Source organism: Streptomyces sp. NPDC003035, from assembly GCF_042888285.1.
Lineage (GTDB): Bacteria > Actinomycetota > Actinomycetes > Streptomycetales > Streptomycetaceae > Streptomyces.
The window spans coordinates 431391-445991 of the sequence record NZ_JBIAPJ010000008.1 but is presented as its reverse complement, the minus strand read 5'-3'; the positions used below and the strand labels follow the sequence as shown (position 1 = coordinate 445991).

General features: G+C 71.2%; 13 protein-coding genes. 7 read left to right on the top strand and 6 right to left on the bottom strand.

The features are described from left to right. Positions 1–8: 8 nt before the first annotated feature. Positions 9–743: a class I SAM-dependent methyltransferase gene (locus ACFYV5_RS26790; protein WP_389172537.1), complete on the bottom strand. Its 735-nt coding sequence runs from the start codon at positions 741–743 to the stop codon at positions 9–11. 80 nt (positions 744–823) lie between these two features. Next, complete coding sequence (locus ACFYV5_RS26785; RefSeq protein WP_355109118.1) at positions 824–1420, bottom strand: DUF3043 domain-containing protein; 597 nt, start codon at positions 1418–1420, stop codon at positions 824–826. A gap of 271 nt (positions 1421–1691) precedes the next feature. On the opposite strand from ACFYV5_RS26785, the gene ACFYV5_RS26780 reads away from it, so the two are divergent. The 5 genes from ACFYV5_RS26780 (at position 1692) to ACFYV5_RS26760 (ending at position 8124) form a co-directional block, all read left to right on the top strand. After that, entirely contained in the window at positions 1692–2504 is an 813-nt protein-coding gene (locus tag ACFYV5_RS26780; protein ID WP_389172534.1) for a PspA/IM30 family protein, read from the top strand. Positions 2505–2516: 12 nt separating this feature from the next. Continuing rightward, positions 2517–2795 (top strand): hypothetical protein, encoded by a 279-nt coding sequence (locus tag ACFYV5_RS26775; protein WP_389172532.1) that lies wholly within the window; start codon positions 2517–2519, stop codon positions 2793–2795. Positions 2796–2878: 83 nt separating this feature from the next. After that, positions 2879–4123: a sensor histidine kinase gene (locus ACFYV5_RS26770; RefSeq protein WP_389172530.1), complete on the top strand. Its 1245-nt coding sequence runs from the start codon at positions 2879–2881 to the stop codon at positions 4121–4123. After that, positions 4120–4812, top strand: a complete 693-nt coding sequence (locus ACFYV5_RS26765) for a response regulator (RefSeq protein WP_389172528.1) — start codon at positions 4120–4122, stop codon at positions 4810–4812. Before ACFYV5_RS26770 ends, ACFYV5_RS26765 begins: the two co-directional genes overlap by 4 nt. A gap of 156 nt (positions 4813–4968) precedes the next feature. Continuing rightward, complete coding sequence (locus ACFYV5_RS26760; protein WP_389172526.1) at positions 4969–8124, top strand: efflux RND transporter permease subunit; 3156 nt, start codon at positions 4969–4971, stop codon at positions 8122–8124. A gap of 69 nt (positions 8125–8193) precedes the next feature. Here ACFYV5_RS26760 and nadA read toward each other — a convergent pair whose 3' ends face one another. Next, positions 8194–9384 carry a quinolinate synthase NadA gene (gene nadA, locus ACFYV5_RS26755; RefSeq protein WP_355109130.1) on the bottom strand — a complete coding sequence of 397 codons (1191 nt, stop codon included), beginning with the start codon at positions 9382–9384 and terminating at the stop codon, positions 8194–8196. A 261-nt stretch (positions 9385–9645) separates the two neighbouring features. Between nadA and ACFYV5_RS26750 the strand changes: the two genes are divergently transcribed. Then, a complete protein-coding gene (locus ACFYV5_RS26750; RefSeq protein ID WP_205375817.1) occupies positions 9646–10002 on the top strand; it encodes an iron-sulfur cluster assembly accessory protein in 357 nt (118 codons plus the stop codon). Between the two features lie 70 nt (positions 10003–10072). Here the strand turns inward: ACFYV5_RS26750 and ACFYV5_RS26745 are convergent, their stop codons facing one another. Continuing rightward, the gene (locus ACFYV5_RS26745; RefSeq protein ID WP_389172523.1) at positions 10073–11494 is read right to left on the bottom strand and encodes a hypothetical protein; all 1422 of its coding nucleotides are present in this window, start codon (positions 11492–11494) and stop codon (positions 10073–10075) included. A gap of 72 nt (positions 11495–11566) precedes the next feature. Further along, positions 11567–11773, bottom strand: a complete 207-nt coding sequence (locus tag ACFYV5_RS26740) for a hypothetical protein (protein ID WP_355109134.1) — start codon at positions 11771–11773, stop codon at positions 11567–11569. Between the two features lie 132 nt (positions 11774–11905). Here ACFYV5_RS26740 and ACFYV5_RS26735 point away from each other — a divergent pair, with 132 nt between their 5' ends. Beyond that, positions 11906–12880, top strand: a complete 975-nt coding sequence (locus tag ACFYV5_RS26735) for a carbohydrate kinase family protein (protein ID WP_389172521.1) — start codon at positions 11906–11908, stop codon at positions 12878–12880. Between the two features lie 55 nt (positions 12881–12935). On the opposite strand, the gene ACFYV5_RS26730 is transcribed toward ACFYV5_RS26735, so the two are convergent. After that, positions 12936–14318, bottom strand: coding sequence for an aminotransferase class V-fold PLP-dependent enzyme (locus ACFYV5_RS26730; RefSeq protein WP_355109138.1), 1383 nt, complete (start codon positions 14316–14318; stop codon positions 12936–12938). Positions 14319–14601: the final 283 nt, after the last annotated feature.

Here is a 14601-nt window from a genome sequence, read left to right as displayed (position 1 = left end):
GCGGGGGGTCAGCCCCGGACGCCACACAGGTGCAGCAGCGCCGCGATCCGCCGGTACGGTTCCGTCCGGCCGGCGCGGTCCTCGGCGGCGAGCAGCCGCTCCAGCTCCTCGGCCGCCGGCAGTCCCACGTCACCCGCCACACCGTCGGTGAAGACGTGCACGCCGTACCAGGCGTGCAGCGGCGCGGCGATCCCCGCCAGCGTCGACGTCAGCACGTCGAGCCGGTCGGCCCGCACCTTGAAACCGTTGTGATCGGTGTACGTGTCCGCGTCGAAGCCGGACAGCGCGCCCGACCAGTCCCCGGCCAGCCCCGGCCGCATGGCCAGCGCGTCCGCGTTCCGTACGACCAGGGAGAGCAGACCGCCGGGCGCCAGCATCCGGGCGAGGCCCGCGAGCAGGGCGTCCGGCTCGTCCGCGTACATCAGGACGCCGTGGCAGAGCACCACGTCGAAGCTTCCCGGCAGGAAGTGGACGCCGGTCTCGCGGCCGTCCCCCTCGATCAGCCGGACCCGCTCGCGGATCCCGGCCGGTTCGGTGGCCAGCGACTCCCGCGCGGCCTTGAGCAGCTCGGGATCGGCCTCCAGACCGGTCACCGTGTGACCGGCCCGGGCCAGCCGCAGTGCCTGGGCGCCCTGCCCCATGCCCGCGTCCAGGATCCGCAGCCGCTGCCCCACCGGGTAGCGGCCGGCTATCTGCTCGTCGAGCTGGCGCGAGACGAGTTCCTGGCGGACCGTCTCGCGCAACCCCCCGTGGCCGCTCGGCCACGGGGAGGCGGCGGGCAGCAGCGGACCGCCGACGGAGCCGGAACCGGAGCCGTCCGCGCTCAGGGCCGCTCTCCGCGCTTGACCTGCGGCTTCGGCAGCCGCAGTCGGCGCATCTGGAGCGTACGCATCAGGCCGTAGGCCACGGCACCCCGCTTGGGCTCGTTCGGGAAGCGCTCGTTCAGCTGCTTCTTCAGACGGAGCCAGATGCCGATCGAGTCGATGACGATCATGACGATCACACCGAGCCAGAGCAGCAGCGAGATGTTCTGCAGCGCAGGGACGCGGATCATCGACAGGACGAGGATCACCACGGCCATCGGGAGGAAGAACTCCGCGATGGCGAAGCGCGAGTCGACGAAGTCGCGCACGAAGCGGCGGACCGGACCCTTGTCACGGGCCGGCAGATAACGCTCGTCACCGCTGGCCAGCGCCTCGCGCTGGCGAGCCAGGTCGGTGCGGCGGGCCTCGCGGGCGCGCTTGGCGGCCTCCTTGCGGTCGGTCGGCACCGTCGCGGCACGACGGCGCTGCGTCTGGGCCTCACTCCGCTTCGGGGTCGGGCGGCCCTTGGGGGCCTCGGGGTCGCGGGGCTGCTTGGAGAGGTCCACGCTCACCTTGTCGGTGGCGGCCTTCTCTTCCTTCGAACGGCTACGGAACACAGACCCCAGAGTACGTGGTGGGGGGTGTGGACCCCAGTCCGGCCGGGAACGATCCGGTATCGGCCCGCGTCTGTGGGGGTACGTAGGGACGACACGCACGGTTTCCCTGAGGTCCATCACTCCTCCCTGGGCCTGAGAGAGCCCGCGCGTACTCGTCCTTGGGGAGGAGCACATCCGCCCCCGAACAGTGCGGTAATAGAGACAGGGCCCGTACTGTGGATCCTGTTGGAGTGCTTGAGCCGAGTCCGTCAGAAGGGGGCGCGCGAAGCCCATGAGCGGTGTCATGAAGCGTATGGGGATGATCTTCCGCGCGAAGGCAAACAAGGCCCTCGACCGGGCCGAGGATCCGCGCGAGACCCTCGATTACTCCTACCAGAAGCAGCTGGAGCTCCTGCAGAAGGTCCGGCGGGGCGTCGCCGACGTGGCGACCTCCCGCAAGCGGCTCGAACTGCAGCTGAACCAGCTCCAGGGCCAGTCCTCCAAGCTGGAGGACCAGGGCCGCAAGGCGCTGGCGCTCGGCCGCGAGGACCTGGCGCGCGAGGCGCTGTCCCGGCGGGCGGCGCTGCAGCAGCAGGTGAGCGACCTCGAGGTGCAGCACCAGACGCTGCAGGGCGAGGAGGAGAAGCTGACACTGGCCGCGCAGCGGCTCCAGGCCAAGGTCGACGCCTTCCGTACGAAGAAGGAGACGATCAAGGCCACCTACACGGCCGCCCAGGCGCAGACCCGGATCGCCGAGTCGTTCTCCGGCATCTCGGAGGAGATGAGCGACGTCGGCGTCGCGATCCAGCGCGCCGAGGACAAGACGGCCCAGCTGCAGGCCCGGGCCGGCGCGATCGACGAGCTGCTCGCCTCGGGCGCGCTCGACGACCAGTCGGGCCTCGCCAAGGACGACATCCAGGCGGAGCTGGACCGGCTGTCCGGTGGTACGGACGTCGAGCTGGAGCTCCAGCGGATGAAGGCGGAGCTGGCGGGAGGCCCTTCGGCCTCGAAGCAGGCAATCGAAGGCGGCGCGACCGGCGCGGCCGCGCCGCAGGACCAGGCCCCGGGGCAGCAGTCCTCCCAGCCCAGGTTCGACAAGCAGTAAGGACGGCGCGTCATGATCGTGAGGATCATGGGGGAGGGCCAGCGGATGCTGGCCGACAGTCACTTCGCCGAGCTGAACACGCTGGACGACGAGCTGCTCAAGGAGATGGAGGCGGGCGACGGCCCCGGCTTCCGCCAGACTCTCGGGCAACTCCTCGACAAGGTCCGCGAGCTCGGCGAACCGCTCCCCGACGACGCGCTCGAACCCTCCGAACTGATCCTTCCGTCCCCTGACGCGACGCTCGAAGAGGTCCGCGCGATGCTCTCCGACAACGGTCTGATCCCGGGCTGACGCCTCCGACCGCGCCGCGCCCCGCCTCCCTTCCGGGGGAAGCGGGGCGCTGCCGTGTCCGCCACCCCGTACCGTTGCTGGATGTGACCTCTCTCGACAGCGGCTTCGCGCGGGGCCGGCGCTGGCTGCGGGCGCACCCCCTCGCCTTCGACGCCGGCCTCGCCCTCTGCGTGCTCGTCTGCATGGTCACCGGATCCTTCGCCGACCCCCACGGCAGCCCGAACGGCCCCACCTTCGGCGAGCGCACCCCCGACGTCACCAGTGTCCTGCTGATGGTGCTCGGCGCCGCCGCCCTCGTCCTGCGGCGGCGCGAACCCCTCGCCGTCCTCGCCTTCACCGGCGGGGTCACCCTCCTCGAGCTGATCGCCGACGACCGTCCGGCCCCCGTCGCCATGAGCGCCGTGATCGCCCTCTACACCGTCGCGTCCCGCACCGACCGCCCCACCACCTGGCGCGTCGGACTGCTCACCATGGCCGTCCTGACGGGCGCCGCGATGCTCTTCGGGCCCACCCCCTGGTACGCCCAGGAGAACCTCGGCGTCTTCGCGTGGACCGGCATGGCCGCGGCCGCCGGTGACGCCGTCCGCAGCCGCCGCGCCTTCGTCGACGCCATCCGCGAGCGCGCCGAGCGGGCGGAGCGGACCCGGGAAGAGGAGGCCCGGCGCCGGGTCGCCGAGGAACGCCTCCGGATCGCCCGCGACCTGCACGACGTCGTCGCCCACCACATCGCCCTGGTCAACGTCCAGGCCGGGGTCGCGGCGCACGTCATGGACAAGCGCCCCGACCAGGCCAAGGAGGCCCTCGCCCACGTCCGCGAGGCCAGCCGCTCCGCCCTCAACGAACTGCGCGCCACCGTCGGCCTGTTGCGCCAGTCCGGCGACCCCGAGGCGCCGACCGAACCCGCCCCCGGCCTCGCCGTCCTCGACGAGCTGCTCGCCACCTTCCGCAACGCCGGCCTCCCCGTCGAACTGGCGCGCGCGGACGGCGACGCGAACCTGCCGGCCGCCGTCGACCTCGCCGCGTACCGGATCGTCCAGGAGGCGCTGACCAATGTGCGCAAGCACGCGGGTCCGGACGCGAAGGCCGAGGTGAGCGTCGTCCGGGTCGGCCGGACCGTCGAGATCACCGTCCTGGACAACGGCGTACCGCAGCAGGGGCCGCCCGCCGACACCGGCGGGCACGGACTGCTCGGCATGCGGGAACGCGTCACCGCGCTCGGCGGCACCCTGACCGCGGCACCCCGCTACGGCGGTGGCTTCCGGGTCCAGGCGATACTGCCCGCGACGGCCCCGACGGCCGCGACGGCCCGTACGGGGGAGGACACATGACCATCCGGGTGCTGCTCGCCGATGACCAGGCCCTGCTCCGCAGCGCGTTCAAGGTGCTCGTGGACTCCGAGCCCGACATGGAGGTCGTCGCCGAGGCCGCCGACGGGGCCGAGGCCGTCGCCCTCGCCCGGTCCACCCGGGCCGACGTCGTCCTGATGGACATCCGGATGCCCGGCACGGACGGGCTCGCCGCCACCCGCATGATCACCGCCGACCCGGAGCTGTCCGCCGTAAGGATCGTCATGCTGACCACCTTCGAGGTCGACGAGTACGTCGTGCAGTCGCTCCGTGCCGGCGCCTCCGGCTTCCTCGGCAAAGGGGCCGAACCGGAGGAACTGCTCAACGCCATCCGTATCGCCGCCGCCGGAGAAGCCCTGCTCTCGCCCGTCGCGACCAAGGGCCTGATCGCGAAGTTCCTCGCGCAGGGCGGCAGTTCGGACCCGGAGGACGGTCAGGACGCGCCGTCGTACTCCGAGCGGCTCGGCGCGCTCACCACCCGCGAACGCGAGGTCCTCGTCCTCGTCGCCGGCGGCCACTCCAACGACGAGATCGCCGAACGCCTCGAGGTCAGCCCCCTCACGGTCAAGACGCATGTCAACCGGACCATGGCCAAACTCGGCGCCCGCGACCGCGCCCAGCTGGTGGTCACGGCGTACGAATCCGGCCTGGTACGCCCACGGGTGGAGTGAGGGAGTACACCGGCGTACTCCAGACGCGGTATGCGCGGGACGAGGAACTGGACCCGGGGCCGAGGATCCGCTGCTTCCCATGGCTGAGGGTGTAAGCGGGCACCCCTGGAACGTCCTGGCGCCCGCCTGCCGAGTACGCCACAGAAGAGAGACCCCATGTCCTGGCTGTCCAGATTCAGCCTCGCGCAACGGGCCCTGATCGGGCTGATGTCCATCGTCGCCATCGTCTTCGGGGCGATAGCGATACCGCAGCTGAAGCAGCAACTGCTGCCCTCGATCGAGCTCCCCATGGTCTCGGTCCTCGCTCCCTACCAGGGCGCGTCGCCCGACGTGGTCGAGAAGCAGGTCGTCGAACCCCTCGAGAACACCATCAAGGCCGTCGACGGCATCAAGGGCGTCACCTCCACCGCCTCCGAGGGCAACGCCGTCATCATGGCGACCTTCGACTACGGCGACGAGGGCACCAAGCAGCTCGTCGCCGACGTCCAGCAGGCGGTGAACCGGGCGCGCGCGGTGCTTCCGGACGGTGTCGACCCGCAGGTCGTCGCCGGTTCGACCGACGACATCCCGACCGTCGTCCTCGCCGTCACCTCGGACAAGGACCAGCAGGCTCTCGCCGCCCAGCTGGAGCGGACGGTCGTCCCGGCCCTCGAGGACATCGACGGCGTCGGCCAGGTCTCCATCGACGGCGTCCAGGACCTCCAGGTCTCCGTCACCCCGGACGAGAAGAAGCTCGCCGCGGCCGGGCTGAACACCATGAAGCTCGCCCAGGCACTCCAGGCGGGCGGCGGAACCGTGCCGGCCGGCTCGTTCTCCGAGGCCGGCAAGAGCCGTACGGTCCAGGTCGGTGGCGGCTTCACCTCCCTCCAGCAGATCCAGGACCTGCGGGTGAAGCCCGAGCGGGGCAAGGCCGTCCGCGTCGGTGACGTGGCCACGGTGAAGCAGGAGGAGTCCTCCCGGGTCGCGATCACCCGTACGAACGGCAAGCCGAGCCTCGCCGTCCTGGCCACCATGGACAACGACGGAAGCGCCGTCGCCATCTCCGACGCGGTCAAGGACAAGCTGCCCGAGCTCCGCGAGGACCTCGGCGCGGGCGCCGAGCTGACCGTCGTCTCCGACCAGGGCCCGGCCGTCTCCAAGTCGATCTCCGGTCTGACGACCGAGGGCGCGCTCGGCCTGGTCATGGCGGTCCTGGTGATCCTGGTCTTCCTGGCCTCGATCCGCTCGACGCTGGTCACCGCGGTCTCCATCCCGCTCTCGGTCGTCCTGGCCCTCATCGTGCTGTGGACGCGTGACCTCTCCCTCAACATGCTGACCCTGGGCGCCCTCACGATCGCGATCGGCCGGGTCGTCGACGACTCGATCGTCGTTCTGGAGAACATCAAGCGGCACCTCGGCTACGGCGAGGAGCGCCAGTCGGCGATCCTCACGGCCGTCCGCGAGGTCGCGGGCGCCGTGACCTCCTCCACCCTCACCACGGTCGCGGTCTTCCTCCCGATCGGTCTGGTCGGCGGCATGGTCGGCGAGCTGTTCGGCTCGTTCAGCCTGACGGTCACCGCCGCCCTGCTCGCCTCGCTCCTCGTCTCGCTCACCGTCGTCCCGGTCCTCTCGTACTGGTTCCTGCGCGCCCCCAAGGGCACGTCGGCGGACCCGGACGAGGCCCGGCGCGTCGCGGAGGAGAAGGAGAACAAGAGCCGGCTCCAGCGTCTGTACGTCCCCGTCCTGCGCTTCGCGACCCGCCGCCGCCTCACCAGCGTGGCGATCGCGGTCGTCGTCCTGGTCGGCACCTTCGGCATGGCCCCGCTCCTGAAGACGAACTTCTTCGACCAGGGCGAGCAGGAGGTCATGAGCATCAAGCAGAAGCTGGTCCCGGGCACCAGCCTCGCGGCGGCCGACGAGGCGGCGAAGAAGGTGGAGCAGGTCCTCGCCTCCACCGACGGCGTGAAGGACTACCAGGTCACGGTCGGCTCCTCGGGCTTCATGGCGGCCTTCGGCGGCGGTACGGGCGCCAACCAGGCCTCGTACCAGCTGACGCTGGAGGACTCGGCGTCGTACGAGAAGACGCGCGACGCCATCGACGAGGCGCTCGGCAGGCTCGACGGCATCGGCGACACGACGATCGCGGCGGGCGACGGCTTCGGCAGCCAGGACCTGAGCGTGGTGGTCAAGGCATCCGACGCGGACACCCTGAAGAAGGCGGCCGACGCGGTCAAGGCCGACGTCGCGAAGCTCGACGACGTCACCGACGTCCAGAGCGACCTGTCCCAGTCCGTCCCGCGGATCTCCGTCAAGGCCAACGCCAAGGCGGCGGACCTCGGCTTCGACGACACGACGCTCGGCATGGCCGTCGCCCAGGCGGTCCGCGGCACCCCGGCCGGCAAGGCGATCCTCGGCGACACCGAGCGGAACGTGGTTCTGACCTCGGCCAACCCGGCCACGACGATGGAGGGGTTGAAGGCGCTGCCGCTCGGCCCGGTCAGGCTCGGCGACATCGCCGAGGTGAAGCTGGTCCCCGGCCCGGTCTCGATGACCCGGATCGATGGCGCGCGAGCGGCGACGATCACGGCCAAGCCGACCGGTGACAACACGGGCGCGGTGAGCGCCGAGCTCCAGACGAGGATCGACGCGCTCGACCTGCCGGAGGGCGCGACGGCCTCCATCGGCGGAGTCTCCGAGGACCAGTCCGAGGCGTTCGTGAACCTGGGCCTGGCGATGCTCGCGGCGATCGCGATCGTCTTCATGCTCCTGGTGGCGACCTTCAAGTCGCTGGTGCAGCCGCTGATCCTGCTGGTGTCGATCCCGTTCGCGGCGACCGGCGCGATCGGTCTCCTCGTGCTGACGGGGACGGCGATGGGTGTCCCGGCGATGATCGGCATGCTGATGCTGATCGGCATCGTGGTGACCAACGCGATCGTCCTGATCGACCTGATCAACCAGTACCGGGCGCAGGGCCTGGGCGTCGTCGAGGCGGTCGTCGAGGGTGGCCGCCACCGGCTGCGCCCGATCCTGATGACGGCACTGGCGACGATCTTCGCGCTGCTCCCGATGGCGCTCGGCATCACGGGTGAGGGCGGCTTCATCGCCCAGCCGCTGGCGGTGGTGGTGATCGGCGGTCTGATCACCTCGACGCTGCTGACGCTGCTGCTGGTCCCGACGCTCTACGCGATGGTCGAACTCCGCAAGGAGCGCCGCGCGAAGAAGAAGGCGGCGAAGAAGGCGAAGCGCGACGGCACACTCGACAACCCCGAGCAGCCCGACGTGACCCCCGCGGACGCGACCCTGCTGGACAGGCTGGACGTGCTGGACTTCTGACGCCCACGCACGCCGAAGGGCGCCCCGCGAGCATGCGGGGCGCCCTTCCGGCCGGGGGGAACCTTACGGCTACGGAAGCGCCAGCATCCGCTCCAGCGCCAGCTTCGCGAAGCTCTCCGTCTCCTTGTCGACCTCGATCCGGTTGACCAGGTTGCCCTCGGCCAGCGACTCCAGCGCCCACACCAGGTGCGGCAGGTCGATCCGGTTCATCGTCGAACAGAAGCAGACCGTCTTGTCCAGGAAGACGACCTCCTTGTCCGGGTGCGCGTTGGCCACGCGGCGGACCAGGTTCAGCTCCGTGCCGATCGCCCACTTCGAGCCGGCCGGGGCCGCCTCCAGCGTCTTGATGATGTACTCGGTCGAGCCGACGTAGTCCGCCGCCGCCACGACCTCGTGCTTGCACTCCGGGTGCACGAGCACGTTCACCCCCGGGATCCGCTCGCGCACGTCGTTCACCGAGTCCAGCGAGAACCGGCCGTGCACCGAGCAGTGACCCCGCCACAGGATCATCTTGGCGTTCCGCAGCTCCTCGACGGTCAGACCGCCGTTGGGCTTGTGCGGGTTGTACAGGACGCAGTCGTCGAGCGACATGCCCATCTCACGCACCGCGGTGTTGCGGCCCAGGTGCTGGTCGGGCAGGAACAGGACCTTCTCGCCCTGCTCGAAGGCCCAGTCCAGGGCGCGCTTGGCGTTCGACGAGGTGCAGATCGTGCCCCCGTGCTTGCCGGTGAAGGCCTTGATGTCGGCCGAGGAGTTCATGTACGAGACGGGCACGACCTGCTCGGCGATCCCGGCCTCGGTCAGCACGTCCCAGCACTCGGCGACCTGCTCGGCGGTGGCCATGTCGGCCATCGAGCAGCCGGCCGCCAGGTCCGGCAGCACGACCTTCTGGTCGTCGGTGGTGAGGATGTCGGCCGACTCGGCCATGAAGTGCACACCGCAGAAGACGATGTACTCGGCCTCGGGGCGCGCCGCCGCGTCGCGGGCGAGCTTGAAGGAGTCGCCCGTGACGTCGGCGAACTGGATGACCTCGTCGCGCTGGTAGTGGTGGCCGAGGACGAAGACCTTGTCCCCGAGCTTCTCCTTGGCGGCGCGGGCGCGCTCCACCAGGTCCGGGTCGGAGGGCGACGGAAGGTCGCCGGGACACTCCACTCCGCGCTCGCTCTTCGGGTCGGCCTCGCGGCCGAGCAGCAGCAGGGCGAGCGGCGTCGGCTGGACGGCGAGCTCCTGGCGAGGATGGGCCGTTGTCACGTCACGCACCCTTTCTTTCTGCGGAAGTTCTGCGGAAGACCTTTTCGTCTAAATGACGCTATCTATCATAACCGCTTCACGTCAGTTTGACGATGGCCATAGTGTCGATGTGACGAATTCGCCGTCGACGGATCGGCGCTGGTCCCTCGGCGGGTGTGCGAGCATGAAAGAGAAAAGACGTGAAGACGCGGCCTCGCCCGGAATGAATCCCGGGTCCCGCCGGTTGCAACCGTCGGCAAGCAGTCTCCGTACAAACCGGGAGAGAAGCAGATGTCCGTATCGGACGAGAAGACCACTGTCAGCGACGGCATCCTCCTGTCTGACGCTGCCGCGGGCAAGGTCAAGGCCCTGCTCGACCAGGAAGGCCGCGACGACCTGGCGCTGCGCGTCGCCGTACAGCCCGGCGGCTGCTCCGGCCTGCGGTACCAGCTCTTCTTCGACGAGCGCTCGCTCGACGGTGACGTCGTCAAGGACTTCGACGGCGTCAAGGTCGTCACCGACCGCATGAGCGCCCCGTACCTGGGCGGCGCCTCCATCGACTTCGTCGACACCATCGAGAAGCAGGGCTTCACGATCGACAACCCGAACGCCACGGGCTCCTGCGCCTGCGGCGACTCGTTCAGCTAAGTCGTCCCACGCACGCGCGAAGGCGGCCGCCCGGCATCCGGGCGGCCGCCTTCGCGCGTACGTCAGCCTTTCACTTACGGGGTACGGGCTCCGAGCTCGCCGCGTCCACGACCACCCGGCCGGCCAGCGGCTGCTCCAGCGTCACCATCCGGGTCACCTCCACCGCGATGGCGATGCACGCCTTACCCGGGTCCATCGGCCGCTCCGTCACCCGCACGGCGACCTTGTCGGCGCTCTCCCGGACCGTCGCCGTGTACTCGCTGCACACCCCGCCCCAGAAGGTCACCGACAGCTTCGTCCCGGCACCGTCGACCCGGTACGACTCGATGCGCCGCTCGGGCGCCGTGCCCTCGTCCGGATCCGGCGTCGGGGTCGGGTTGGGCTTCACCGGGGGAGCCAGATGCTCCGGTGCCACCGCCGTCCGCACGACGGTGGACGGCTTCGCCCCCGCCTGGGCCTCCACCTGGAACAGCCAGGCCGGTACGAGCGCCCGCTCGCCGTCCACGAACTGGGCCGCGAGCCCGAAGACCGCGCCCGTGACCGCCAGCTCCTTCGGCTTGGCGTTCGGCTCGCAGGTCATCGTGGGACGCTCGTCCGTGGTCCCCGCCGGCGGATCGGTCGCGCAGCCGCCGATACCGATCGTGCCGGCACCCGCGGACGCCCTGTTCAGCTCCTCGAGCGCCTTCCCGGCCCCGATCACGGGGTACGTGTGGCCCGCCACCGGATCCTTCAGCTGCCCGCTGCCCGCGACCAGTTCACCGCCCGGCCCGACATGGATCCCGGTCGACCAGCCGTACGTCGGCAGCCCGCCCACGACCGGCTCGGCGTTGACCACCCGTACCGTGCCCATCAGCTGGCTCGCGTCCAGCTTCGCGTCCTCCTGGCCGATCGCCTTCAGGACGGGAGTGGCCGCCGCCCGCGCCGCCGCCTCGCTCACCGGCCCACCGCTCGGGGTCTTCGTCTCTCCCGGAGGCGGGCACGCCTTGCCCTTGAGGCAGGTGTCGCCGGCCGGGCCCCCGTCGTACCGCGAGAAGGTCCAGCTGCCCGGGGCCTTCGCCGACACGTCGAGACGCAGCCCCTGGCCGTCCTTCTCCGGCGCGAGCTTCCAGACCTCGCCCTCCAGCCTCGGCGCGCCCGCGATACCGAGGGCCGCCGCCAGCCGCGTCACCTCCGCCGACGTGACCCGGCCCTCGGGCCGGTGGACCGCCGCCGAGGAGGGGCCGCCCGGGAGGGGCCTCTCGGCCTTGTAGACCACACCGCCGCCGCTGGGATCGGGCTCACCCGGCGCGATACCGGGCCCGCCGTCCGTCCCGCTCTTGTCGTCGAGCCTCAGCGGCGGGGGAGCGGCCGCCCCGGAAGGCCGCGTGGCATCGCCACCGGACGCCGTGGTGGCCAGATACACCCCACCGCCCCCGGCGAGCAGGACGCTCGCCGCCACCGAGGCGACGAGCAGCGGCCGGTGCCGCATTCGCCGGTTCTCCGTACCGCTCACCGCATCGCTCCTTCACTTCTGTCCGAAAGACATCGGTGGGACGGAATGGGCGAGCGGCTGGTTCCGTCCCCCTCAGGTTCCGTATTCGGAGGTGGCGTCGATCAGCCGCGCCGAGGCGGGCGGGACGACGACGCCGTGGATGAGCGCGGGGGACACCCGGGCGGGTGCGGTGGTCGAGGGCACCACCCAGTGCGGGGCCATCCGCGCGCTGTCGCCGCGCAGCTGGGCCAGGCTGAACTCGGACTCCTGCTGCTCACGGGGAGCGGGGTACGTGGACATAGCCGCACCGTACGCACGCCGCGGCTCCAGGGAAAAGCCCTACTCTGGGGTAGTTTCCACTGTTCGGCAGGGCGCTTCCCACCCGGTAGCGTGAACTGTCAACCCCTTTCCGTCCCGCAGGAGCGCCCAGCCGTGCGTATCGCAGTCACCGGCTCCATCGCCACCGACCACCTCATGACCTTCCCCGGCCGGTTCGCAGACCAGCTCGTAGCGGACCAGCTCCACACGGTCTCCCTCTCCTTCCTCGTCGACAACCTCGACATCAGAAGGGGAGGCGTCGGCCCGAACATCTGCTTCGGCATGGGCCAGCTCGGCGGCAACCCGATCCTGGTGGGAGCGGCGGGCTACGACTTCGACGAGTACCGCGCCTGGCTCGACCGCCACGGCGTCGACACCGGCTCCGTGCGGATCTCCGAGGTCCTGCACACCGCCCGCTTCGTCTGCACCACGGACAAGGACCACAACCAGATCGGCTCCTTCTACACCGGCGCGATGAGCGAGGCCCGGCAGATCGAGCTGAAGTCGGTCGCCGACCGCGTCGGCGGTCTCGACCTGGTCCTGGTCGGCGCCGACGACCCCGAGGCGATGCTGCGCCACACGGAGGAGTGCAAGACCCGCGGGATCGCCTTCGCCGCCGACTTCTCGCAGCAGATCGCCCGGATGGACGGCGACGAGATCCGCACCCTGCTCGACGGCGCCACCTACCTCTTCTCCAACGAGTACGAGAAGGGCCTCATCGAGTCGAAGACGGGCTGGACCGACGCGGAGATCCTGGGCCGGGTCGGCCACCGGGTCACCACGCTCGGCTCCCGCGGTGTGCGCATCGAGCGCACGGGCGAGCCGGCCATCGAGGTCGGCTGCCCGGAGGAGGAGGCCAAGGTCGACCCCACGGGCGTCGGCGACGCGTTCCGCGCGGGCTTCCTGACCGGTCTGTCCTGGGGCGTCAGCCTGGAGCGCGCCGCCCAGGTCGGCTGCATGCTCGCGACGCTGGTGATCGAGACCCTGGGCACCCAGGAGTACACGCTGCGCCGCGCCCACTTCATGGAGCGCTTCACGAAGGCGTACGGCAGCGACGCCGCGGCCGAGGTCCAGGCGCACCTGTCCTGACCCTGAAGCGCGGGGGCGCTCCGGCGCCCCCGCGCCCCTCCCGCGCCCACGGCGCTCAGGCCACCCGCCGCACCACGTACGCCGTGCCGCCCTGCGAGGACGGCTCCTCGCCCACGTATGCCTGGCCGCGCATCTCGCACCACGCGGGGATGTCCAGGCGGGCCGCCTCGTCGTCGGCGAGGACGGTGACGGTGCCGCCGATCGGGACGTCGTCGATCACCTTCGCCAGCTCGATGACCGGGATCGGGCAGCGCTTGCCCAGCGCGTCCACCACGAGGGAGCCCGGGGAGCTCTCCCGGGTCACCGCCTCCGGGGCGCCCAGCCGCTCCCGCACCTGCGCGACCACCTCCGGCAGCACCTCCAGGAAGCGGTCCACGTCCGCCTCCGGCGTCCCGGTCGGCAACGACACCCGCACGTTGCCCTCGCTCAGCACCCCCATCGCCCGCAGCACATGGCTGGGCGTCAGCGTGGAACTCGTACACGACGAACCGGAAGAAACGGAAAAACCCTCCCGATCCAGCTCGTGCAGCAGTGTCTCCCCGTCGACATAGAGGCAGGAGAAGGTGACGAGATGGGGGAGCCGGCGCACCGGGTCGCCCACCACCTCCACGTCCGGCACCAGCTCCGGCACCCGCGCGCGGATCCGGTCCACCAGCCCCCGCAGCCGCGCCCCCTCGGCCTCCGCCTCCGCCCGTACCGCCCGCAGCGAGGCCGCCGCGGCCACGATCGCCGGCAGGTTCTCGAAACCGGCCGCCCGCCCCGACTCCCGCTCGTCCGCCGGGCCTTGGGGCGCGAACCGCACACCCTTCCGTACGGCGAGCAGCCCGACGCCCGCCGGGCCGCCCCATTTGTGCGCACTCGCCGCGAGCAGCGACCAGCCGCCCTCCACCGGCCCCCACCCCAGCGACTGCGCCGCGTCCACAAGGAGCGGCACGCCCGCCGCCCGGCACGCCTCCGCGACCTCCGCCACCGGCTGCACCGTCCCCACCTCGTGGTTGGCGGACTGCAGACACGCCAGGGCCGTCCCCTCCTCCAGGGCCGCCGCGAAGGCCGAGGGGTCCACCGCGCCGGACCGGCCCACCGGCACCTCCGTCAGCGATCCGCCCGCCGCCGCGTGCGCCTCGCCGGCGTGCAGGACGGAGGAGTGTTCGACCGCCGAGACGACGAGCCGGGTTCCGACACGCCGACGGCCCGCGAGCGCCCCGAAAATTCCGGAGTGAACGGCGCGCGTCCCCGAAGGAGTGAACACCAGCTCGTCGGGGCGGCAGCCGACCGCCTCCGCCGCGGCCTCCCGCGCCGCGTCCAGGAGCAGCCGCGCACGCCGCCCCTCGCGGTAGAGCCGGGCCGGGTCGGCCCAGCCCTCGTCCAGGGAGGCGAGCAACGCCTGGCGGGCCACGGGGTGCAGCGGGGCGGAGGAGGCGGTATCGAAGTAGGGCACACCGACACGGTAGAGCGCCTGACCTCGTAAGGCCCCGTCAGATGCCCGGTACACACCGCAGGTCGTGCCGCCGGCAGGCCCTGGGAACCCCGCCGCGGAATGATCACGTCCACCCCTTCGGGGAGTCGGACGGCGCGTTGGGCACCCTCCCCGCGCGACCCCAAATAGCGTCCAGTAGGGTTTGGTCCGCATAAACATCCAAACCCCTGCCCGCGGCCGGGGCGGCGACCGACCAGCGAGACGGCCGTAGCCGACCAGCGCGGGCCGAGACTCTCGGGAAGGC